This window comes from Phenylobacterium sp., assembly GCF_036502675.1.
In the GTDB taxonomy this organism is placed as follows: domain Bacteria; phylum Pseudomonadota; class Alphaproteobacteria; order Caulobacterales; family Caulobacteraceae; genus Phenylobacterium.
In genome coordinates, this window is sequence record NZ_DASXYF010000027.1 from 1 (window position 1) to 20,382 (window position 20,382).

General features: G+C 70.7%; 21 protein-coding genes and 1 other RNA gene. 15 read left to right on the plus strand and 7 right to left on the minus strand.

Annotation, left to right across the window (positions count from 1 at the left end; genetic code table 11):
- Positions 1 to 311: 311 nt before the first annotated feature.
- The 4 genes from VGL30_RS03430 to VGL30_RS03445 form a co-directional block, all read right to left on the minus strand.
- Positions 312 to 635 carry a DUF6968 family protein gene (locus tag VGL30_RS03430; RefSeq protein ID WP_331536805.1) on the minus strand — a complete coding sequence of 108 codons (324 nt, stop codon included), beginning with the start codon at positions 633 to 635 and terminating at the stop codon, positions 312 to 314.
- A 656-nt stretch (positions 636 to 1,291) separates the two neighbouring features.
- Positions 1,292 to 1,600, minus strand: coding sequence for a DNA-binding transcriptional regulator (locus VGL30_RS03435; protein ID WP_331536807.1), 309 nt, complete (start codon positions 1,598 to 1,600; stop codon positions 1,292 to 1,294).
- Entirely contained in the window at positions 1,593 to 1,985 is a 393-nt protein-coding gene (locus VGL30_RS03440) for a type II toxin-antitoxin system RelE/ParE family toxin (RefSeq protein WP_331536809.1), read from the minus strand. The genes VGL30_RS03435 and VGL30_RS03440 overlap by 8 nt, the downstream gene beginning before the upstream one ends.
- 57 nt (positions 1,986 to 2,042) lie before the next feature.
- Entirely contained in the window at positions 2,043 to 2,765 is a 723-nt protein-coding gene (locus tag VGL30_RS03445) for a site-specific integrase (RefSeq protein WP_331536811.1), read from the minus strand.
- A gap of 113 nt (positions 2,766 to 2,878) precedes the next feature.
- On the opposite strand from VGL30_RS03445, the gene dusA reads away from it, so the two are divergent.
- Positions 2,879 to 3,898 (plus strand): tRNA dihydrouridine(20/20a) synthase DusA, encoded by a 1,020-nt coding sequence (gene dusA, locus VGL30_RS03450; RefSeq protein WP_414694949.1) that lies wholly within the window; start codon positions 2,879 to 2,881, stop codon positions 3,896 to 3,898.
- Here dusA and VGL30_RS03455 read toward each other — a convergent pair.
- Both VGL30_RS03455 and VGL30_RS03460 read right to left on the minus strand, forming a co-directional pair.
- Complete coding sequence (locus VGL30_RS03455; RefSeq protein ID WP_331536813.1) at positions 3,842 to 4,345, minus strand: TIGR02281 family clan AA aspartic protease; 504 nt, start codon at positions 4,343 to 4,345, stop codon at positions 3,842 to 3,844. The genes dusA and VGL30_RS03455 overlap by 57 nt on opposite strands.
- A 96-nt stretch (positions 4,346 to 4,441) precedes the next feature.
- On the minus strand, positions 4,442 to 4,654 hold the full coding sequence (locus VGL30_RS03460) for a DUF1289 domain-containing protein (RefSeq protein WP_331536815.1): 213 nt from the start codon (positions 4,652 to 4,654) through the stop codon (positions 4,442 to 4,444).
- 258 nt (positions 4,655 to 4,912) lie between these two features.
- Between VGL30_RS03460 and VGL30_RS03465 the strand changes: the two genes are divergently transcribed.
- Complete coding sequence (locus VGL30_RS03465; RefSeq protein ID WP_331536817.1) at positions 4,913 to 6,394, plus strand: phospholipase D-like domain-containing protein; 1,482 nt, start codon at positions 4,913 to 4,915, stop codon at positions 6,392 to 6,394.
- An 11-nt stretch (positions 6,395 to 6,405) separates the two neighbouring features.
- On the opposite strand, the gene VGL30_RS03470 is transcribed toward VGL30_RS03465, so the two are convergent.
- Entirely contained in the window at positions 6,406 to 7,137 is a 732-nt protein-coding gene (locus VGL30_RS03470) for an endonuclease/exonuclease/phosphatase family protein (RefSeq protein ID WP_331536819.1), read from the minus strand.
- Between the two features lie 137 nt (positions 7,138 to 7,274).
- On the opposite strand from VGL30_RS03470, the gene VGL30_RS03475 reads away from it, so the two are divergent.
- From VGL30_RS03475 to VGL30_RS03535, 13 genes are all read left to right on the plus strand, one after another.
- Positions 7,275 to 8,477, plus strand: a complete 1,203-nt coding sequence (locus tag VGL30_RS03475; RefSeq protein ID WP_331536821.1) for an acyl-CoA dehydrogenase family protein — start codon at positions 7,275 to 7,277, stop codon at positions 8,475 to 8,477.
- Positions 8,478 to 8,525: 48 nt separating this feature from the next.
- The gene (locus tag VGL30_RS03480; RefSeq protein ID WP_331536823.1) at positions 8,526 to 9,665 is read left to right on the plus strand and encodes an acyl-CoA dehydrogenase family protein; all 1,140 of its coding nucleotides are present in this window, start codon (positions 8,526 to 8,528) and stop codon (positions 9,663 to 9,665) included.
- A 123-nt stretch (positions 9,666 to 9,788) separates the two neighbouring features.
- Positions 9,789 to 10,508, plus strand: coding sequence for an N-acetylmuramoyl-L-alanine amidase (locus VGL30_RS03485; protein WP_331536825.1), 720 nt, complete (start codon positions 9,789 to 9,791; stop codon positions 10,506 to 10,508).
- Between the two features lie 19 nt (positions 10,509 to 10,527).
- The gene (locus tag VGL30_RS03490) at positions 10,528 to 11,628 is read left to right on the plus strand and encodes a GNAT family N-acetyltransferase (protein ID WP_331536827.1); all 1,101 of its coding nucleotides are present in this window, start codon (positions 10,528 to 10,530) and stop codon (positions 11,626 to 11,628) included.
- 42 nt (positions 11,629 to 11,670) lie between these two features.
- Positions 11,671 to 12,069: RNase P RNA component class A (gene rnpB, locus VGL30_RS03495), an RNA gene on the plus strand.
- Positions 12,070 to 12,343: 274 nt separating this feature from the next.
- A complete protein-coding gene (locus tag VGL30_RS03500) occupies positions 12,344 to 12,811 on the plus strand; it encodes a division/cell wall cluster transcriptional repressor MraZ (protein WP_331536829.1) in 468 nt (155 codons plus the stop codon).
- Complete coding sequence (gene rsmH, locus VGL30_RS03505; protein WP_331536831.1) at positions 12,808 to 13,740, plus strand: 16S rRNA (cytosine(1402)-N(4))-methyltransferase RsmH; 933 nt, start codon at positions 12,808 to 12,810, stop codon at positions 13,738 to 13,740. The genes VGL30_RS03500 and rsmH overlap by 4 nt, the downstream gene beginning before the upstream one ends.
- Positions 13,737 to 14,060 (plus strand): cell division protein FtsL, encoded by a 324-nt coding sequence (ftsL, locus tag VGL30_RS03510; protein ID WP_331536833.1) that lies wholly within the window; start codon positions 13,737 to 13,739, stop codon positions 14,058 to 14,060. The genes rsmH and ftsL overlap by 4 nt, the downstream gene beginning before the upstream one ends.
- Positions 14,057 to 15,808: a penicillin-binding protein 2 gene (locus VGL30_RS03515; RefSeq protein WP_331536835.1), complete on the plus strand. Its 1,752-nt coding sequence runs from the start codon at positions 14,057 to 14,059 to the stop codon at positions 15,806 to 15,808. Before ftsL ends, VGL30_RS03515 begins: the two co-directional genes overlap by 4 nt.
- Entirely contained in the window at positions 15,808 to 17,271 is a 1,464-nt protein-coding gene (locus VGL30_RS03520) for a UDP-N-acetylmuramoyl-L-alanyl-D-glutamate--2,6-diaminopimelate ligase (protein ID WP_331536837.1), read from the plus strand. Before VGL30_RS03515 ends, VGL30_RS03520 begins: the two co-directional genes overlap by 1 nt.
- Entirely contained in the window at positions 17,264 to 18,664 is a 1,401-nt protein-coding gene (locus VGL30_RS03525) for a UDP-N-acetylmuramoyl-tripeptide--D-alanyl-D-alanine ligase (RefSeq protein ID WP_331536839.1), read from the plus strand. Before VGL30_RS03520 ends, VGL30_RS03525 begins: the two co-directional genes overlap by 8 nt.
- Positions 18,664 to 19,773 carry a phospho-N-acetylmuramoyl-pentapeptide-transferase gene (mraY, locus tag VGL30_RS03530; protein ID WP_331536841.1) on the plus strand — a complete coding sequence of 370 codons (1,110 nt, stop codon included), beginning with the start codon at positions 18,664 to 18,666 and terminating at the stop codon, positions 19,771 to 19,773. The genes VGL30_RS03525 and mraY overlap by 1 nt, the downstream gene beginning before the upstream one ends.
- 18 nt (positions 19,774 to 19,791) lie before the next feature.
- Positions 19,792 to 20,382: Mur ligase family protein (locus VGL30_RS03535; RefSeq protein ID WP_331536843.1), on the plus strand; the 591-nt coding region annotated here is incomplete at its 3' end.

Genomic DNA, 20,382 nt, shown 5'->3' on the forward strand with positions numbered 1-20,382 from the left:
GCGCTCCGTGTGCACTGAATTGTCGAAAGGCCGCGTAAAACGGCGTGCATACGTCGCGATTTGACCCTTTGAGACTACGATAAAAGTGCAAGAATTTCAATCTCATAGGCTGTCCGTCGCACCCATGATGGACTGGACGGATCTGCTTGTAATTGCAATGTGTTAGGAGGGGCGTGTGCAGTTTTTTGCACACGAAGGTTCTCCATCCCTTTCGTTTTCGTTCTCCCGAGATCGCCCGATCCGGCGCGCCAGAGCCGCCGTGAGGCGCTGGTTGCGCGAGGCCGCCCGAGGGGTTGGGCCGCGGACTTGGGTCAGAACGGAAAGGGCGCCTCGTCGAGAAATATGCTCGGCGCCGGAATCCCCAGATAGCCGCCAAACTCGCCATAGAGGCCGAGCTGGCCCGCTGAGTACGCTTCAGAGCCGTAAAGGGCGGAGGAGAGTCCCTTCAATGCCAGCGCCAAGGCCTGCAGACTCGACTCGCCCGCGACATTCAGGCCGTAGGAAATCGGTTCGCCGATCTCAAATCTGCAGGTCCAGCCCGGACCTTCAGCGCGCTTCTGGGGAGCAAAGAGCCGAGCCGCCACCGTCCCTTCGTGACCAACGAGATCAAGCGGCAGCTCAGCAATGATCGTCATCTCTGTGGACCGTCGGGGTGTGTGAACAGGCGCGGATGCCCCACTTCGCCCTTTGACTTGATGCAATACGCATAACGCTCGCTGGCGCTCTCGTGGCACATCGCACGGGCAGTCGGGTTGGGTTGGCGGGTGCAGATCTCTGTATCACGAGCATTCTGGATGTCGCATTGCTTCGGTGGCCCGCGCGGAGCATCAGCAGGAGGCGTCTTCGGAATATCCCGGTTTGCCGGCGGATAAATCCACGGAGACGGAAAGGGAAACGGGAACGGTGCGGGCGGTTTGGCGCGCCCATGGCAGCTCAGGCAGTCCGCCGCACCCGTCACGGCTGCGGTCGCAGCGGCCGGCGCTAGTGAAGATCCCATGGGCCGCGCTATCCCTTGCGCGGCTATCGAGGCCCAAGCGCTTCCAAATCTTTGCAGTCTATAGACTTCATCAGCCTTCCCCGTAGCATCCCTCTATCGTCACCAATTCAGGCGCGGTCGCCAGCGGTTTGCGACGGTCGTGCTTCGGGACGTGCTGGCACCTCACGGTGCTGACGAGCGAATGACATTCGTCAGAACGTGGGGGTTGAACGTCCGCTTTTGGCGCCGATAGCGATGTCAGCTCGTGGCACGCCTAAGGCCAGGGCCTTGGTCGCGGGACGTGGCACCGTCCGCTCACGCGATTGCCTGCAATCCCTTCGCCTTCACCAGGTTCAGCAGCTTCAGCGACGGCCCGTCGGGGCGCTTCTCGCCGCGCTCCCATTTGCTGACCGCGTCCTTGCGGACGTTGAGGTAGATGGCGAACACGGGCTGCGAGACCTGTTCGCGCTCCCGCAGGGCCTTGATCTCCTCCGGCGCCATGGGCGTCACCGGCGTCAGGCACAGGGCGTCGAACTCGCGCATGGTCGCCTTGTCGATGAGGCCGGCGCGGTGCAGGCCGGCGGCGGACTTATGGACCGTGCCGAGGATGCCGCTCTCAGTCATTTTCGCCGTCTTCGCCATCGTTCCTGACCTCTGCAATCTCACCGGCGGCGCTCGCCTTCTTCAACCCCTCGGCGTGGAGGGTGAGGTAGGTCGCGGCCAACTTCTTCAGCGCCTTCAGTTCCTTCGGCGCGATGTTAGCCCTTTCGTTCTTGGCGAAGCCGTAGACGAAGAAGCTGTGTCCGCCGACCTTGAACAGGATGATCGTCCGAAAGCCGCCGGACTTACCGCCGCCGTCGCGGGCGATCCGCTGCTTGAATACGCCGCCGCCGAGGTCGGCATCCCATTGACCGGACGCCACAGCCTTGGCCGCTTCGAGCAGCTCCGCGTTTCCCAATTCCGCCTTGCGGGCGAACCTCGAAAACTCCTTGGTCTTGTAGACGCTCATGTGATCACGGCGTCCCGAGATATATAGCTCTAAGAGCTATAGTTTTCAAGGTCGCCATCACGCCGCCCTCGGCGCAAAGTCGTGCAGCGACTCCGGCTTCAGGTGGGTGTAGCGGCGCAGCATTTTCCAGTCCTTGTGGCCGGTGACGAGCGAGACCTGCTCGATGCGGAAGCCGGCCTCGAACAGGCGGCTGGTGCCTTCGTGGCGCAGGTCGTGGAAGTGCAGGTCGTCGATGCGCAGGGCCTGGCAGGCGCGGGTGAAGACGTTGCTGACGGACTTGTGGTTGCAGGGGAAGATGCGGTCGTCCTCATTGCCCCGGATCGCCCGCTGCTCGTCGATCAGCGCCATGGCGTCGTAGCCGGAGACCGCGAGCAGCGGGATGCGCTGGTCGTTGCCTTTCTTCTCGCGCGGGTCCTTGCGGTCGCGGATCGTCAGCATCTTGGCGCGCTCGTTCAGGTCGCTCCAGGTGACCCGGCAGATCTCCTCCTGGCGCATGGCGGTCGCCACGGCGAATTTGATGATCCGGCCCATTGGGATCAGCTGACGCGGGTTGCCGACCTCGCTCATGTCGGCGACGTGCAGGTCGATGAGGTCTTCGAAGGTGGCGATCCCGCGAGCGCGCACCGAGGTCGGCAGTTCGCCGCGGTCGATCCGGCGTTCCGTGTCGGTGGCCCAGCGGCGGGCATCCTCGCGTCTTTGGAAGCTCTCGCTTACATAGCGTCCCTTGTGGCGCACCTGGACGCGCCAGGAGCCGGACGGGAGCTTGGTGTAGGAGGCCATTTTCGTGTGCGCTCCGTGTGCAGTGAGGCGTCGTAGATGTGAGTAAAACTGCGCGTCCTGGCGTAAAATCGCGGAGTTCGGTTACCCATCAACTCATTGAAGTTAAGAGAAAAGTGCCGGAATTTCAAGCGCACAGATTTTCTATTGCACCCATGATGGACTGGACGGACCGGCACTGCCGGGTCCTGCACCGGACGCTGACCGGACGGGCGCTGCTCTATACCGAGATGCTGACCACGGGCGCGGTGCTGCATGGCGACCGAGCCCGGCTGCTGGCCTTCGATCCAGCGGAGCAGCCGGTGGCCCTGCAGCTGGGCGGCTCGGAACCGGCGGAGCTTGCGGCCGCCGCGCGGCTAGGGGAGGCGGAGGGCTATGCGGAGGTCAACCTCAACGTCGGCTGCCCGTCCGACCGCGTGCAGAGCGGCCGGTTCGGCGCCTGCCTGATGCGCGAGCCGGAGCTGGTGGCCGAGGGCATGGCCGCCATGGCGGCGGCGGTGAAGGTCCCGGTCACGGTGAAGTGCCGCATCGGCGTCGACGACCAGGACCCGGAGGAAAGCCTGTTCGCCCTGGTGGACGCCTGCACGGCCGCCGGCGTGACCACCTTCATCGTCCACGCCCGCAAGGCGCTGCTGCAGGGCCTGTCGCCCAAGGAGAATCGTGACGTCCCGCCGCTGAACTATCCGCTGGTCCACCGGCTGAAGCGGGAGCGGCCCGGGCTGACCATCGTGCTGAACGGCGGGGTCCCGTCGCTGGACGCGGCCGAGGCGCATCTGGCGCTGGTGGACGGCGTCATGCTGGGCCGCGCGGCCTATCACACGCCGGCCCTGCTGGGCGACGTCGACCGGCGGCTGTTCGGCGGCGGCGGAACGGTGGAGCCGGCGGGGGCGGTGGCCCGCTACCGGCCCTACGTCGCCCGCCAGCTGGCGCAGGGAACGCACCTGGCGGCCATGACCCGGCACATGCTGGGCCTGTTCCACGGGGAGCGGGGCGCACGGGCCTGGCGGCGGATCCTCACCGTGGAGGGGGTGAAGCCCGGGGCGGGCCTCGAAGTGATCGACGCGGCGCTGGCGGCGGTATCAGGGGCGCAGGATGAGCGACGAGCGCGTAGCCTCGAAGCGGGAAAGGCGGCCTAGGTAGGTCATGCCGAGCAGCGACGTGTCGAGCCCCTTCTCGATCACCAGGGCGTCCACGTTCGCCACCCGCGCGCCGGCCACCGAAACGCTGGCCAGCTTCACCGCCGCGGCGCGCGCCGGCCCGTTCGCCGTGGTCACCTGGTAGGTGTAGTCGAGGTCCTTGGGCGCAAAGCCCAGCCGCTGGGCGTCGAGGGCGGTGAGCGCCACGGCGGTGGCCCCGGTGTCCACCAGGAAGCGCACCCGCGCGCCGTTGACGTCGGCTTCGGCCCAGTAGTGGCCGTCGCTCGCCTTGCTGATCGAGGCGGCCTGTTCCGCGGCGGCCGGCGCCGGCGCCATCGTGGCCACCATCGCCGCCGGCTTGGTCAGCGGGGCCAGCACGGTCACCGCCTGCGCGGCGCCCACGGTGGTCACGGCCCCCGCCAGCGCGATGAGCGTAAATCTGAGCATGTTCGACACCCCGCCTCACCAAAGGCCGCAGCCATTTTTTGGCTGTCTGTCGCCGATCTTAGGCCGGGTGAGTTTGCAACCGGTGAATCCGCCGGATTATCCGCCAAGCCCCAGTTTTTCCGGGCGAATGCGGCGGCGGCGCGCAGGCAGCTGGGCCATCACGGCGGCCCGCCGGGCGTCCGACAGCCGCCCCCAGCCGGCGATTTCCGCCAGCGTCCGATGGCAGCCCAGGCACAACCCGCTCTCATCGTCCATCACGCAGACCTTGACGCAGGGCGTGCGGATCGGGGCGGGCGGTGCGGCGGCCATCAGGCCTTCTGCCCCGCGCGCGCCGCAGTGACAAGCTGGCTGTTTCGTACTGTATCCGCGGGCAAATATTACAGATCTCAATTTGTGAATGCTGATCATTGCCGCGAATTCATTGTCTGGAGCGTCGGTGGTCCGAGGCTCCCACGCCCCGCCTCGGTCGCCCCTCCGGAATCGCTTGCTTCACGCGGCGCCGGAACCCACCTTCGCCACACGCTTTCCTGTCCCGCGGGACGGCGCAGGTGAGGGGCGATCGAGGTCATGACCGTCCTGAGACCGGGGGACACCTGCTGGCGCATCGCCCGCGCCGGGCGGTCGGCGGTCCTGATCGACAACCAGGCCTACTTCGCCGCGGTGTTCGCCGCGATCATGAGCGCGCGGCGCTCCATCCTGATGCTGGGCTGGGGGTTCGATCCGCGCACGCGGATGTTCCCCGACGGCTACGAGGGGCCTGACGACCCCGACGAGATCGGCCGCATCCTTGTCGAGCTGGCCGCCGCCCGGCCGGAGCTCGACGTCCGCCTGCTGATCTGGAAGTCGGCCCTGCCGATCGCCGCCAGCCAGGAGTTCTTCCCGCACAAGGCGCGCCGCTGGTTTGAAGGAACTCCGGTCAAGTTCCGCCTGGACGACGCCGTGCCCTTCGGCGCCTGCCATCACCAGAAGGTGCTGGTCGTCGACGACCGCCTGGCCTTCTGCGGCGGCGGCGACATCTCGGTCGACCGCTGGGACACGCCGGCCCACCTGGACGCGGACCGGCGCCGCATCATGCCGCGGCACGATTTCCACCCGCCGCGGCATGAGGTGATGATGCTGGTCGACGGCGAGGCCGCCCGCGCCCTGGGCGACCTGGCGCGGGACCGCTGGGCGCGGGCCACCGGCGAGATGCTCCAGCCTCCGCCGGACGCTGGCGGCGACCCCTGGCCCGACCACGTGCCGCCTCATCTGCTCGACGTCGACGTGGCCATCGCACGCACGGAACCGGCCTGGCGGCGGCCCCGCGCCACCGACGAGATCCGCCGGCTGACCCTGGCGTCCATCTTCGAGGCGAAAAACCTGATCTATCTGGAGAACCAGTACTTCACCTCGCCCTGGGTGGCGGAGGCCCTGGCCCATCGGCTGGCCGAGCCCCAAGGCCCGGAGGTCGTGCTGATCTCCACCGGCCGGGCGCCCTCCTGGTTCGACCAGCTCACCATGGACCGGGCCCGCTCGATCATGATCTGGCGGCTGAAGGCAGCCGACATCTACGGCCGCTTCCGCGCGCTCTGGCCCAGCACCCTGGGCGGCGAGTGCATCATCGTCCACTCCAAGGTCTCGATCTTCGACGACCGGATCGCCCGGGTGGGCTCGGCCAACCTCAACAACCGCTCCGGCGGCTTCGATACCGAGTGCGAGCTGGCCGTGGAGGTGGACGCTCCCGAGGCGCAGGCTCAGGTGGCGGCCTTCCGCGACCGGCTGGTGGGCCACTTCATGGGACTGACCGGCGACGCGGTGGCCAAGGCCCGCGCGGAGTTCGGCGGCCTGGTTGCGGCCCTCGACGTCCTCAATCGCGAGGGCCGCCTCAAACCCATCGAGCCGCACGCGGCGACCCCCGTCGGCGACTTCATCGCCCGCTACCACATCGGCGACCCGGCCGGGGTCGCCGACGCCTGGCGCCTCGGCCGCCGCCGCGAGCGCCTGTTCGCCGAGGCCCGCCGGGTCGCCCTGGAGCGCCACGGCGCGACCTGGGAGGATCCGCAGCGGTAGCGACGCGGATGTCACACCAGCTCGAAATCCATCACCAGCGGCAGGTGGTCCGACGCGATGCGGGTCAGGGGCTCGTAGGGGGCGAAGACGTCCTTCACCTGGATGTCGGAATTGACGAACAGGTGGTCGATGCGCAGCACCGGCAGCCGCGACGGGAAGGTGGAGGTGGGCGACTTGCGCGGCGCCAGCCGCCGCGCCGGCTCCAGCTTGGCGGTGAGGGTGCGATAGACCACCGAGCTGGCGGTGGCGTTGAAGTCCCCCAGCAGGATGGTGGGCCCGGCGCACCTCGGGTGCCCCAGCCAGCGGGGCCCGGCGATCCAGGCCGCCTGGATCTGCTGCTCGCGCGGCACCAGGCCCAGGTGGGTGTTGATCACCTGCACCGGGCGGCCTTCGATCTCGACGCAGATCCAGAGGGCGCCGCGCGGCTCGAGCGACTGGATGCGCGAATAGCCGGGCAGGCGGGCGGCGTGCACCAGCCGTTCGGGATAGGTGGTCAGGATCGCGTCGCCGTAGAGCTCTTCCTCCACCCGCAGGGCGGCGTGGAAATGCACCGCCATCTCCAGCCGCCTGGCGATCTCGTGGGCCTGGTCGACGCCGCCGGTGCGCGCCCGGCCCACGTCCAGCTCCTGCAGGGCCACGATGTCGGGCCGGAGCTTGGCGATCACGGCGGCCACCCGGCCCACGTCCAGCCGCCCGTCGACGCCGACGCAGCGATGGACGTTGTAGGTCAGGATTCGGGGCATGGGGGACAAGTGCCCGCCTCGCGCCGCCGAGGCAAGCGGCCGCACGGCTGCGGTCCGGAGGTTTCCTTCCGCCGCGCCGGCGGACTATGGTCGTCCCGACGATGCGCCGCTGCCGGCGTGCGCCAGGGAGGCCGGTCATGAACCTCGATTTCTCGCCCGACGAGATGGCTTTCCGCGACCAGGCGCGCACCTTTATCGCGGAGGCCTACCCGGCCGTGCTGCGCGCCAAGCAGGACGCCGGCGAGACGTTGTCCCGGGAGGAATATCTCTCCTGGCACAAGGTGCTGGCCAGGAAGGGCTGGATCGCGCCGTCGTGGCCCGTCGAGCTCGGCGGCACGGGCTGGACGCCGGCCCAGCGCTACATCTGGTCCGAGGAGCTGGCCGCCGCCGACACCCTGCCGATCCTGCCGTTCGGGGTCGGCATGCTGGCGCCCGTGCTCTACACCTTCGGCACGGAGGAGCAGAAAAAGCGTTTCCTGCCCGGCATCTACAGCGGCGACGTCTGGTGGTGCCAGGGCTACTCCGAGCCCGGCGCCGGCTCGGACCTCGCTTCGCTGAAGACCCGCGCCGAGCGGATCACCGACGACGACGGCAAGGAATACTACGTCGTCGACGGCCAGAAGACCTGGACCACCCTGGGCCAGTACGCCGACTGGGGCTTCTTCCTGGTGCGCACCGACCCCGCCGCCAAGCCGCAGGCCGGGATCAGCTTCCTGCTGATCGACATGACGTCGCCGGGCGTCACCGTGCGCCCGATCACCACCCTCGACGGCGGCCAGGAGGTCAACGACATCTTCCTCGACAACGTGAAGGTCCCGGTCGAGAACCGCATCTTCCACGAGAACCAGGGCTGGACCTGCGCCAAGGCGCTGCTGGCGCATGAGCGCAGCGGCATCGCGGGCGTGGCGGTCTCCAAGCGGGCGCTGGAGAAGCTGCGCCGGATCGCCCGCACCGAATACTCCGACATGGGCGGCTCCCTGCTGGAGGACCCGTTCTTCCGCCGCAAGGTGGCCGAGCTGGAGATCGACCTGATGGCGCTGGAGTTCACCGAGCTGCGCGCCCTGGCCGGCGAGAGCAGCGGTCGGGGGCCGGGGCCGGAATCCTCCATCCTCAAGATCAGGGGCACCGAGATTCAGCAGCGGCTGAACGAATTGGCGCTGGAGGCGGTGGGCCACTACGGCGCGCCCTACCTGCGCGGCCTGGGCCACAACATGCCGGTCGGGCCGGACTACGCCGTGGGTGCGGCCGGCGTCTACTTCAACGGCCGCAAGACCTCGATCTACGGCGGCTCCAACGAGATCCAGCGCAACATCATCGCCAAGATGGTGCTGGGGATCTGAACTTTCGCCTGCAAGAGGGCGCCAAGCCCAAGGGACCGTCTCGACTCCATGGATTTCAGCTTTACCGAAGAACAGTCGATGCTGCGCGACACCGTCGCCAGCTATCTGGCCGACCACTACGGCTTCGACGCGCGGCGGGCGGCGGCGGCCTCGGAGGCCGGCTGGCGTCCGGCGGTCTGGAAGGCCTTCGCCGAGGAGCTGGGCATCCTGGGCGCCTCCTTCCCCGAGGCGCTGGGCGGCCTGGGGGGCGGGCCGGTCGAGACCATGATCATCATGGAGGAGTTCGGGAAGGCCCTGGTCGTCGAACCCTACCTCGGCACGGTGGTGATCGGCGGCGGCTTCCTGCAGCGCTCCGGCCGGGCCGACGCCGCGGAACTGATCGGCAGGATCATCGCCGGCGACCTGGTGATCGCCTACGCCGGCGCGGAAGCGCAAGGCCGCTACAACTGGGCCGACCTGAAGACCACCGCCCGCGCCGAAGGGGGCGGCTATCTGCTGGACGGCGCCAAGGCTGTGGTGGTCGGCGCGCCCTGGGCCAGCCACCTGATCGTCACCGCCCGCACCGGCGGCGGCCAGCGCGACGCGGAAGGCGTCTCGGTGTTCCTGGTGGACAAGGCCGCGCCCGGCGTCTCCACTCAGGACTACCCCACCGTCGACGGCCAGCGTGCGTCGGAGGTCCGCTTCGACGGCGTCCGCCTGCCGGCCTCGGCCCTGATCGGCGCGGAGGGAAGGGGCCTGCCGCTGGTGGAGCAGGTGCTGGACGAGGCGACAGCCGCGCTCTGCGCCGAGGCCTGCGGGGTGCTGCGGCGCCTGCATGAGGGCACGCTCGACTACACCGGGCAGCGCCGGCAGTTCGGCCAGCCGATCGCCCGGTTCCAGGTGCTGCAGCACCGGATGGTCGACATGTTCATCCAGCTCGAACAGGCGATCTCCATGACCTGCATGGCGGCGATCAAGGTGGCCGACCCCGACGCCGCCGGCCGCGCCAAGGCGGTCTCGGCCGCCAAGGTGCAGATCGGCAAGGCGGCTCGCTTCGTGGGCCAGAACGCCATCCAGCTGCACGGCGGCATGGGCATGACCGACGAGATGGCCGTCGTCCATTACTTCAAGCGCGCCACCATGATCGAAAGCGCCCTCGGCTCCACCGACCATCACCTGGCCCGTTACGAGCGGCTTTCCCTGGGCTAAGGGGGCGCCTCGCCCGACGCCGCCGCCCGGTCTCGCCGTTGACGCTGACGGCGCCGCTCGTCACCATCGCGCCCCGGGCGATGGTGACGCAGGCCGCCCCGAAACCGCGCCCAGCAGGACGACATGGATTTCATCGAGGCGCCGTCCCCCAACTTCGATGCGCGCAAGGCGCCGCCCAACGCCGTCGTGCTGCACTACACCGGCATGCAGACCGGCGAGGCGGCGCTCGCCCGCCTGCGCGATCCCGCGGCCAAGGTGTCGGCCCACTACCTCGTCGAGGAGGACGGCCGGGTCTTCCGCATGGTCCCGGAAGAGCGGCGCGCCTGGCACGCCGGGGTGTCCTGCTGGCGCGGCGAGCGCGACATGAACGGCGCCTCGGTGGGGATCGAGGTCGTCAATCCCGGCCATGAGTTCGGCTACCGGGCCTTTCCCGCGCCGCAGGTGGCCGCGGTGATCGCCCTGGTCGGCGACATCCGCACCCGCTGGACCATCGACGACGCCCGCATCGTCGGTCACGCGGACATCGCCCCCGACCGCAAGGAGGATCCGGGCGAGCTGTTTCCCTGGAGGACCTTGGCCGAAGCCGGTCACGGCCTGTGGGCCGACCCGCCGTCGGCGCCCGGCCTGCCGCTGGGCGAGGGGGAGGAGGGCGTCGCCGTCTTCGCCCTGCAGGCGGGGTTCACGCGGCTGGGCTACGACTGCGCGCCGTCCGGCAGGTTCGACCGCCACACCGCCGCCGTCGTCCGCGCCTTCCAGCGCCACTGGCGGCAGGACAAGGTCGACGGCGTCGCCGACGGCGACACCCGGGCGCGGCTGATCGCCCTCCTGCGGGCGGTGGCCTGATGCGGGCCGGCGACCGGGCATGAGCGGCGCCATCGACCTGGTGCGCGATCCCCTGGCCTGGCGCACCGAGCGCTTCGCCCTGCGGCCGCTGGAGGACGCCGACGCCTCAGACCTGCTGCGCCACCTGGGCGACCCGGCGGTGGTGGCCTTCATGGACACCGCCCCGCTCGCCGAGTTGGACGAGGCCCTGGCCGTGGTCCGCTGGGCCCAGGAGCGGCGGGCCGACGACGCCGGGGTCCGCTGGTCGATCCGCCCGCGGGACGGCGGCGCCCTGGTCGGCACCTGCGGCTTCAACCTCGTCCAGCGCGAGCGCGGCCGGCGCGGCGAGATCGCCTACGACGTCGGCCGCGCCCACTGGGGCCAGGGGGTGATGGACGAGATCATGCCCCACCTGCTGACCTTCGGCTTCGAAGGCTTGGCGCTGCGGCGGATCGAGGCCCTGGTGGCCGACGGTAACGACCCCTCGCGCCGCCTGCTGGAACGCCACGGCTTCGCCCGCGAGGGCCTGCTGCGCGACCACGGCTTCTGGAAGGACCGCTATTGGGACCAGCTGGTCTACGCCCGGTTCGCGGCCCCGCCCGCCGCCGCCCCCGCCCCCGGCTCGCTGCGCAGCGACGGCGTGACGGTGCGCCCGCTGGGCCCGGACGACGCGCCGGCGGCCCTCGACCTCTACCGCGCCGCCGCGGCCGGCCCCGGCGGCCTGGCGCGCCGGCCCGATGAGATCGACCTTGATCACGTGCGCGGCTTCATCGCCAGCGCCCTGCAGGGCGGCGTCACCCTGGGCGCCTGGACGCCGGCCGGCGAGCTCTGCGCCGAGGTCCACGCCGCGCGCCCGGGCCCGGCCCAGTTCGAGCATGTGCTCTCCGACCTGACGGTGGCGGTGCGGCCGGGGCTGCAGGGCAGGGGGCTGGGCTCGCGCCTGTTCCGCGACCTGTTCGAGGCCGCCGCGCGCCTGCAGCCGCGCATTGAGCGCGTCGAGCTCATGGTCCGCGCCGGCGCCGGCGACGCGGTGCGGCTGTACGAGCGCCTGGGATTCCGCATCGAGGGCCGCTTCGAGGGCCGCGTGAGGCTCCCCGACGGACGGCTGGAGGACGACCTGGCGATGGGGCGGCGGCTTTGAGGCGTTGACGCGCGGCCTCCGCGGCCCCAGGTTCTGCGCGGACCAGACGGCCGGGCGGTCGCTCTCGCCTTCGGGCGAGGGAGGAAAGTCCGGGCTCCACGACGACATGGCGGCGGGTAACGCCCGCCGGGGGCGACCCCAGGGATAGCGCCACAGAAAGCAAACCGTCGGCGGTTCGCCGCCGGCAAGGGTGAAAGGGTGCGGTAAGAGCGCACCGCGCCTCCAGCAATGGAGGCGGCATGGCAAGCCCCGCCAGGAGCAAGACCGAATAGGGACGCTGCGCCGCCGGGCTCGCCTGGCGGCAGGGCCGTTGTCGGCCCGAGGCGTCCGGGTAGGTCGCGAGAACCGTCCGGCGACGGACGGTCCAGAGGAATGGCCGCCGCGTCCGCCCGGGCTTCCGGGCGGGCGGCACAGAACCCGGCTTACAGGCCGTCTGGTCTTTTCATTCCCCCGCTGAACGGCCTACGTGACGTTGTATTTAACCTGTTCGATGTATGTTCTGTGAATAGTTTACCGGCGTTAACCATAGACGCCTGCGACATCTTTGATTCCCCGCGCAATAGTCAACTAGAGTCATTGTGTGGCATTCAATCCCGTGTTAACCCAAACACCATTCGCTAACCACTTCGACACCACGCGCTTGGGGGCGCGCCGGTAGAGCGGGGCGAAGGCTGGGGCGGTCCGGAAGCGGGCTGCGAAGAGGGGCTGGACGGGATTGTTTCTCTCGACCTTTGAGAAGCAGCTTGACGCCAAGCGGCGCATCGTCGTGCCGCAGGAGTTCCGCGCCCTGGCGTCGGGCCCCTTCGACGGCGTCTTCTGCTTCCCCTCCATCGAGGCCGACTGCGTCGAGGGCGGGGGAAAGGCCCTGTTCGACCGTTACCTTGGCGTCGTGGACGAGCTGGATTTCGGCGACCCGCTGCGCTCGGCCCTGGAGACTTCGGTCCTGGGCGGCATGGCGCGGCTGTCCTTCGACACCGCCGGCCGCATCACCCTGCCGGAAAATCTCTGCGACATGTTCGGCCTCACCGACTGGGTCGTGGTGGTGGGCCTGGGCGAGCGCTTCCAGATCTGGGACCGCGAGGCCTTCCAGGCCCACCGCGCGGCCCAGCGCGAGCTGGCCCGCGAGGGCCTGGCCCAGATGCGCGCCCAGCAGCGCGCCGCCCGCACCGGGGCGGTCGCATGAACGGGCCCCACGTTTCCGTCCTGCTGAGCGAGGTGGTGCAGGCGCTGGAGCCGGCGCCGGGCAAGACCATCGTCGACGGCACCTTCGGCGCCGGCGGTTACGCCCGCGCCTTCCTGGCGGCCGGCGCGACGGTCATCGCCTTCGACCGCGATCCCGCCGCGCGCCATTTCGCCGAAGGCCTCGATCCGTCCCGTTTCCGGCTGGTCGAGGCGCCGTTCGCCGGGATGCACGACGTCGCGGGCCCGGCCGCCGTGGACGGGGTGGCGCTGGACCTCGGCGTCTCCTCCATGCAGCTCGACGAGGCCGCGCGCGGCTTCTCCTTCATGCGCGACGGGCCGCTGGACATGCGCATGGGCGCGGCCGGCCGCACCGCCGCCGACCTGGTGAACGGCGAAGAACCGGCCGAGCTGGCCCGGATCCTCTTCGTCTATGGCGAGGAGCGGAAGTCGCGCCGCATCGCCGGCGCCATCGCCCGGCGCCGGGCCGAGCAGCCCTTCACCCGCACCCTGGAGCTGGCCGAGTTCATCGAGCACGTCCTGGGCGGCCGCCGGGGCGCCAAGGTCCATCCCGCCACCCGCGCCTTCCAGGCCCTGCGCATCGCCGTCAACGACGAGCTGTCCGAGCTGGAGCGCGGCCTCGCCGCCGCGGAGGGCTCCCTGAAGGCCGGCGGACGTCTGGCGGTGGTCACCTTCCACTCGCTGGAGGACCGCATCGTCAAGGCGTTCCTGACCCTGCGCGCGGGCAAGTCGCCGGCGGGGTCGCGTCACCGCCCGCAGGTCGCAGCCGGACCGGCGCCCAGCTTCGAGTTGCTGTTCAACGGCGCGCGCGCGCCGTCGGAGGCGGAGGTGAAGGCCAATCCCCGCGCCCGCTCCGCCAAGCTGCGAGCGGCCGTGCGCACCGCGGCGCCGGTCTGGAGGAATGCGGCATGAGCTTGATCAACCGCCGGGTTCGCGGCTTCCGCTTGATCGACATCGTGGCCATGGCGCTGCTGGCGGCCATCGTGCTGGGAGTCTACCTGGCCAAGACCGTGGCCGGCCGCGAACGGGCCGACATCGCCAGGGTCGAGCGCCAGATCGACGGCGAACGCGAGCGCATCCGCCTGCTGCACGCCGAGGTGGCCTTCCTGGAGCAGCCGTCGCGCATCGAGCGGCTGTCCAGCGAGTACCTGGGCCTTGCGCCCGTCTCGGCGAAGAACGAGACCACCATGGAAGATCTCGGCAAGTTCGCCCTCAAGGAGCGCATGCGTTGAGCCTGAGCCACCACGCCTTCGGCGCCTCCCCCGGCCTGCGCTGGCTGGCGGCGCGCGTCTGGGGCCTGGAACACGCCTTCGAGCGCGCCCGGGCCAAGGCGCGGCCCGAGGACGACACCCGCATCCGCATCTTCTTCGTGCTGGCGCTGTTCGCGGCGGGCTTCGTCAGCCTGGGCGTCGGCGCCACGCGCGCGGCGCTGTTCTCGCACCTTGGCGCCGCCGACGCCTACGCCGCCGCCTCGGGCGGCGCCCGCGCCGACCTCGTGGACCGCAACGGCGCCATGCTGGCCGCCGACCTGCTGCACTACGGCCTCTACGTCGACCCGCGGGAGATCTGGGACACCGGCGAGACCCGCCGCGCCCTGCACGCCGCCCTGCCGGGCCTCGAGCTCAAGCGCCTGGAGAAGGCCCTGCGCGCCGGCCGCCGCACCTTCCTGATCGGCGGGCTCACCCCCACCGTCCGCGACAGGATCCACGACCTCGGACTGCCCGGCCTGACCTTCGAGCCGGAGGAGCACCGGGTCTATCCGCTGGGGACCACCGCCTCGCACCTCATCGGCTTCTCCGACAGCGGCGGCGCGGGCCTGGCGGGGGCGGAATACGCCTTCGACGACGCCCTGCGCGCCGGGGCGGCCGGCCACGAGGCCCAGGCGCTCTCCATCGACCTTCGGGTGCAGGGCGCGCTGGAGGACGAGGTGATCAGGGCCGCCCAGGCCTTCCAGGCCAAGGGCGCGGTGGGCATCGTCACCAACGTCCACACCGGCGAAATCCTCGGGATGGTCAGCTATCCCAACTTCGATCCCAACCAGCCGGGCAAGGCGGCGCCGGAGGCCCTGCTCAACCGTGTGGGCACCCAGGTCTACGAGATGGGGTCGATCTTCAAGGTGTTCACCGTCGCCATGGGTCTGGACTCCGGCTCGGTGAACCTGGCCTCGACCTTCGACGTGACCACGCCGGTGCGGATCGGCGGCCAGGTGATCCACGACTACCACGGCGCCAGGGGCAGCATGTCGGTGTCGGACGTGTTCATCCACTCCTCCAATATCGGCACCACCAAGCTGGCGCTGCAGGCGGGCGGGCCGAACCTGACCCGCTATTTCAAGCGCTTCGGCCTGTTCGGGCCCGCGCCCATCGAGATGCAGGAGAGCGCCCGGCCGATCCTGCCCCGCCAGTGGAACGACAACGCCGTCGCTTCGGCCTCCTTTGGCCAGGCCATCTCCGTCACCCCGCTGGCGGTGGCCGCCGGCATGGGCGCGGTGCTGAACGGCGGCGTCTACCTGCCGCTGTCGCTGAAGCCGATGAAGCCCGGCGCCCGTCCCGACGGGACCCGGGTGATTTCCGAGACCACCTCGCAATCCATGCTGCAGCTCATGCGGCTGAACGTGGTGCACGGCACCGGCGGCAAGGCCGACGCGCCCGGCCTGCGGGTCGGCGGCAAGACCGGCTCGGCCCAGAAGGTGGTGGGCGGCCGCTACGCCCAGACGACCCTGGTCTCCTCCTTCGCCGCGGTGTTCCCCACCGACGGCCCTGCGGAGGCCGACCGCTATTTCGTGCTGGTGCTGATGGACGAGCCGAAAGGCAACGCCCAGAGTTTCGGCTTCGCCACCGGCGGGTGGGTCGCCGCGCCGGCCGCCGGCCGGGTGATCGACCGCATCGCCCCCTTCCTGGGCGTCGCCCGCCGCGCCGACCTGCCGACCGCCGATCCGAAAGACCTGGCGCCGGCCCTGATGAGCGGGGACGACCACTGATGGGCCAACGGCTGTCAGCCCTGGTGCAGCGCGACCTCGCGGACGATCCCGAGATCGCCGGCGTCACCGCCGACAGCCGCAAGGTGGCGCCGGGCTACCTGTTCGCGGCCCTGCCGGGCTCCGTCGTCGACGGCGCCGAGTTCGCCCCCAAGGCGGTCAGCGCCGGCGCCGCCGCCGTGCTGGGCGGCCGGCCGATCGCCGACCTCGCCGTGCCGGTGATCGTCAGCGCCGACCCGCGCCGCGCCTATGCGCTCGCCGCCGCCGCCTTCCACGGCCGCCAGCCGGCGACCTGCGTGGCGGTGACCGGCACCAACGGCAAGACCTCGGTCGCGGCCTTCTGCCGGCAGATCTTCGCCCGCGCCGGCCTGACCGGCGCCAGCATGGGCACGCTCGGCGTGCGCATCTCCCACCCCGCCGGCGGGCCCGCCGACGTCCAGATCACGCCCCCCGGCCTCACCACCCCCGACGCCGCCGACGTGGCCGAGTTGCTGGCCCGGATCGCGGGGCAGGGGGTCACGCACCTGGCCCTGGAAGCCTCCTCGCACGGGATCGACCAGCGCCGGCTGGACGGGGTGAAGCTGGCCGCCGCCGGCTTCCTCAACCTGACCCAGGACCACCTCGACTACCACGGCGACATGGCCGCCTATCAGGCCGCCAAGCTGCGCCTGTTCGAGACCCTGCTGCCGCGCGGCGCCACAGCCGTGCTCAACGCCGACTCCGACGCCTATCCCGCCTTCGCCGGGGCCGCGGTCGCCGCCGGCCAGACCGTCTTCTCCGTGGGCGAGGCGGGGCAGGGGCTGCGGCTCGCCGCCCGCACGCCGATCCCGGGCGGCCAGCGTCTGACTGTCGTCGCGGATGGAATGAGCCGCGATGTCGAGCTCCCCCTCGTCGGCGGCTATCAGGCCTCCAACGCCCTGGTCGCCGCGGGCCTCTGCCTGGCCGCCGGCCTGAAGCTCGACGACATCCTGGCCGGCCTGGAGATCCTGGAAGGCGCGCCTGGCCGCCTGCAGCGCATCGGCGCCGGACCCAGGGGCGGCGAGGCCTACGTCGACTACGCCCACACCCCGGACGGGCTGGAGACCGTGCTCAAGGCGCTGCGTCCCCACGTGCAGGGCCGGCTGATCGTGGTGTTCGGCGCCGGCGGCGACCGCGACCGTGGCAAGCGGCCGATCATGGGGCGCATCGCCGGCGAACTGGCCGACGCGGCCATCGTCACCGACGACAACCCCCGCAGCGAGGATCCGGCGGCGATCCGCGCGCAGGTGCGCGCCGGCGTCGCCAACCTGACCGAGATCGGCGACCGCCGCGCGGCGATCCGCGCGGCGGTCGCCATGCTCGCCGCGGGCGACGTCCTGGTGGTGGCCGGCAAGGGCCACGAGCAGGGGCAGACAGTCGCCGGCGTGGTGCATCCCTTCGACGATGTGGCCGAGACCGCCCAGGCCCTGGGGCTCGCCCATGACTGAGCCGCTCTGGACCTCCGACGAGATCGCCGCGGCCGTGGGCGGCAAGCCGGCGGGCGCGGCCTTCACGGCCACCGGCGTCTCCATCGACACCCGCACCCTGGAGCCCGGCGACCTGTTCGTGGCCCTGGCCGGGGTGCGCGACGGCCATCAGTTCGTGGACCAGGCGATGGCCAGGGGCGCCGCGGGCGTGCTGGCGGCCAAGCCTGTCGACGCGCCCGCCGTGATGGCCGCGGGTGAAGTGTTGCCCGCGCTGGAGGCCTTGGGCGCGGCGGCCCGCGACAGGGCCCCGCGGGCGCGTCGCGGCGCCGTCACCGGCTCGGTCGGCAAGACCAGCGTCACCCAGGCGATCCGCGCCGGCCTGCTGCGCGCCGGCCGGGCGCATTCCTCGGTGAAGTCCTACAACAACCACATCGGCGTGCCGCTGACGCTCGCCCGCATGCCGCGCGACACCGAGCGCGCGATCTTCGAGATCGGCATGAACCATGCCGACGAGATCGCCCCGCTTGCGCGGATGGTCCGGCCCCATGCGGCGGCCGTCACCACCGTGGGGCCGGTGCACACCGAGAACTTCCCCGACGGCGAGGCCGGCGTGGCCCGCGCCAAGGCGGAGGTCTTCCAGGGCCTCGATCCCGGCGGGACCGCGGTGCTCAACGCCGACAACCGCTGGTTCGGGTTCCTCAAGGGGGAGGCCGAGGCCGCCGGCGCCCGGGTGCTGGCCTTCGGGAGCGGGGCGGGCTGCGACGCCCAGCTGACCGGCTTCCGCGTGGAAGGCGCCGGGGCGATCGTCTCGGCCCGGCTGCATGGCCGCGCCCACGACTTTCCCATCCTGCAAACCGGCGTCCATTGGGGCCCCAACAGCCTGGCCGTGCTGCTGATGCTGCAGGCGCTGGACGTCTCGCTGGACGACGGCCTGGCCGCGCTCGCCGACTTCGAGCCCCTGGAGGGCCGCGGCGCCGAGCGGCAGGTCCGCCTGCCCGGCGGGGCCTTCACCCTGGTGGACGAAAGCTACAACGCCAACCCGATCTCCATGGCCGCCGCCATCGCCTCCCTCGGCGCGCGCCGGGTCGCCGGGCGACGCATTGTCGCGCTCACCGACATGCTGGAGCTGGGCGAGGACGCCGCCCGCTTCCACGCCGCCCTGGCGGAGCCCCTGGAAAAGGCCCGCATCGACCAGGTCTACTGCGCCGGCCCGCTGATGGCCGCGCTGTGGGACGCCCTTCCCCCGACTCGTCGGGGGGGCTACGCGCAGACGGCGGCCGATCTCGCGCCGCAGGTCGTCCGGGCCGCAGAGCCCGGCGACGTGGTGATGGTCAAGGGGTCCAACGGCTCGAAGGCCGGCGTCGTCGCTCAGGCCCTCGCCGCCCTGGAGTCTGCTTCCGAGGGGGCCGCCTGATGTTCTACTGGCTCTACGAGCAGCTTTCCGCCGGCGGGCACGTCCCGATCCTCAACCTGTTGCGGTATCAGACCTTCCGCACCGGCATGGCGATCTTCACCGCCCTGATCGTGGTGGGGGCGCTGGGCTCGCGCTTCATCCGCTTCATGCAGCTCAAGCAGGGCAAGGGCCAGCCGATCCGCAGCGACGGCATCCAGCGCCACGTGGTGGAGAAGGCCGGCACCCCCACCATGGGCGGGGTGATGATCCTGGCGGGCCTTCTGGTCGGCACCCTGCTGTGGGCCGACCTGCGCAACGTCTACGTCTGGGCGGTGCTGCTGGTCACCGCCAGCTACGGCCTGCTGGGCTTCCTCGACGACTACGCCAAGGTCACCAAACAGACCACCGAGGGCGTCTCCGGCAAGCTGCGGATGGTCCTGGAGATCCTGATCGCCGTGGTGGCGGTGTGGCTGATCGTGATCTACGGCGGCCGGCCGCCGGAAGCGCCGGACCTGCCGACCTCGGTGGCCTTCCCGATCTTCAAGCAGCTGCTGCTGGACCTCGGCTGGTTCTACCTGGCCTTCGGCGCCTTCATCATCTGCGGCGCCGCCAATGCGGTGAACTTCACCGACGGCCTGGACGGCCTGGCCATCGTGCCGGTGATGATCGCCGCCGCGGCCTTCGGCCTGATCGCCTACATCGTCGGCAACTTCGTGTTCGCCAACTACCTGCAGCTGCATTTCGTGCCCGGGGTGGGCGAGGTGGCGGTGGTCTGCGGGGCGATGATCGGCGCCGGCCTGGGCTTCCTCTGGTACAACGCCCCGCCGGCCAAGATCTTCATGGGCGACACCGGCTCGCTGGCGCTGGGCGGCGCCGTGGGCGCGATCGCCGTGGCCACCAAGCACGAGATCGTGCTGGCGATCATCGGCGGGCTGTTCGTGCTCGAGACCCTGTCGGTGATGATCCAGGTGATCTCCTTCAAGCTCACCGGGCGGCGCGTGTTCCGCATGGCCCCGATCCACCACCATTTCGAAAAGCTCGGCTGGTCGGAATCCACCGTGGTGATCCGCTTCTGGATCATCGCCGTGATCCTGGCCCTGATCGGGCTTTCCACCTTGAAGCTTCGCTAGGGGAGGTCGCCGCAAGCCATGATCCCCGTCCGCGGTTTCGAAGGCAGGAAGGTGGCCGTGTTCGGCCTGGCCCGCACGGGCCTGGCCGCCGCGCGGGCCCTGGCCGCGGGGGGCGCCCGGCCGGTGCTGTGGGACGAGAACCCCGCCGCGCGCGAGGCCGCCAGGGCCGAGGGGCTGCAGGTCGCCGACCTGGGCGCCGCCGACTGGAAGGACTTCGCGGCGCTGATGCTCTCGCCGGGCGTGCCGCTGACCCATCCGCACCCGCACTGGACGGTGGAGCGCGCCCGCGCCGCCGGCGTGGAGATCCTGGGCGACATCGAGCTCTTCGCCCGCACGGTCAACGCCGCCCCCGACCACAAGCGGCCCAAGGTGGTGGCGATCACCGGCACCAACGGCAAGTCCACCACCACCACCCTCGTCGGCCACATCTGCAGCGTCGCCGGCCGCGACACCCGGGTGGGCGGCAACATCGGCTACGGCGTCCTGGGCCTCGACGACATGCACGGCGGCTCGGTCTATGTGCTGGAGATGAGCTCCTACCAGCTCGACCTGACCTCGACGCTGAAGCCGGACGCCGCGGTCATCCTCAACATCTCTCCCGACCACCTG

Bases quoted from the DNA above. Each gene is read 5' to 3' on its own strand.
- VGL30_RS03430 (WP_331536805.1), bottom strand. From the start codon at position 635: ATGACGATCATTGCTGAGCTGCCGCTTGATCTCGTTGGTCACGAAGGG.
- VGL30_RS03435 (WP_331536807.1), bottom strand. From the start codon at position 1,600: ATGACTGAGAGCGGCATCCTCGGCACGGTCCATAAGTCCGCCGCCGGC.
- VGL30_RS03440 (WP_331536809.1), bottom strand. From the start codon at position 1,985: ATGAGCGTCTACAAGACCAAGGAGTTTTCGAGGTTCGCCCGCAAGGCG.
- VGL30_RS03445 (WP_331536811.1), bottom strand. From the start codon at position 2,765: ATGGCCTCCTACACCAAGCTCCCGTCCGGCTCCTGGCGCGTCCAGGTG.
- VGL30_RS03455 (WP_331536813.1), bottom strand. From the start codon at position 4,345: ATGCTCAGATTTACGCTCATCGCGCTGGCGGGGGCCGTGACCACCGTG.
- VGL30_RS03460 (WP_331536815.1), bottom strand. From the start codon at position 4,654: ATGGCCGCCGCACCGCCCGCCCCGATCCGCACGCCCTGCGTCAAGGTC.
- VGL30_RS03465 (WP_331536817.1), top strand. From the start codon at position 4,913: ATGACCGTCCTGAGACCGGGGGACACCTGCTGGCGCATCGCCCGCGCC.
- VGL30_RS03470 (WP_331536819.1), bottom strand. From the start codon at position 7,137: ATGCCCCGAATCCTGACCTACAACGTCCATCGCTGCGTCGGCGTCGAC.
- VGL30_RS03475 (WP_331536821.1), top strand. From the start codon at position 7,275: ATGAACCTCGATTTCTCGCCCGACGAGATGGCTTTCCGCGACCAGGCG.
- VGL30_RS03480 (WP_331536823.1), top strand. From the start codon at position 8,526: ATGGATTTCAGCTTTACCGAAGAACAGTCGATGCTGCGCGACACCGTC.
- VGL30_RS03485 (WP_331536825.1), top strand. From the start codon at position 9,789: ATGGATTTCATCGAGGCGCCGTCCCCCAACTTCGATGCGCGCAAGGCG.
- VGL30_RS03490 (WP_331536827.1), top strand. From the start codon at position 10,528: ATGAGCGGCGCCATCGACCTGGTGCGCGATCCCCTGGCCTGGCGCACC.
- rsmH (WP_331536831.1), top strand. From the start codon at position 12,808: ATGAACGGGCCCCACGTTTCCGTCCTGCTGAGCGAGGTGGTGCAGGCG.
- ftsL (WP_331536833.1), top strand. From the start codon at position 13,737: ATGAGCTTGATCAACCGCCGGGTTCGCGGCTTCCGCTTGATCGACATC.
- VGL30_RS03520 (WP_331536837.1), top strand. From the start codon at position 15,808: ATGGGCCAACGGCTGTCAGCCCTGGTGCAGCGCGACCTCGCGGACGAT.
- VGL30_RS03525 (WP_331536839.1), top strand. From the start codon at position 17,264: ATGACTGAGCCGCTCTGGACCTCCGACGAGATCGCCGCGGCCGTGGGC.
- mraY (WP_331536841.1), top strand. From the start codon at position 18,664: ATGTTCTACTGGCTCTACGAGCAGCTTTCCGCCGGCGGGCACGTCCCG.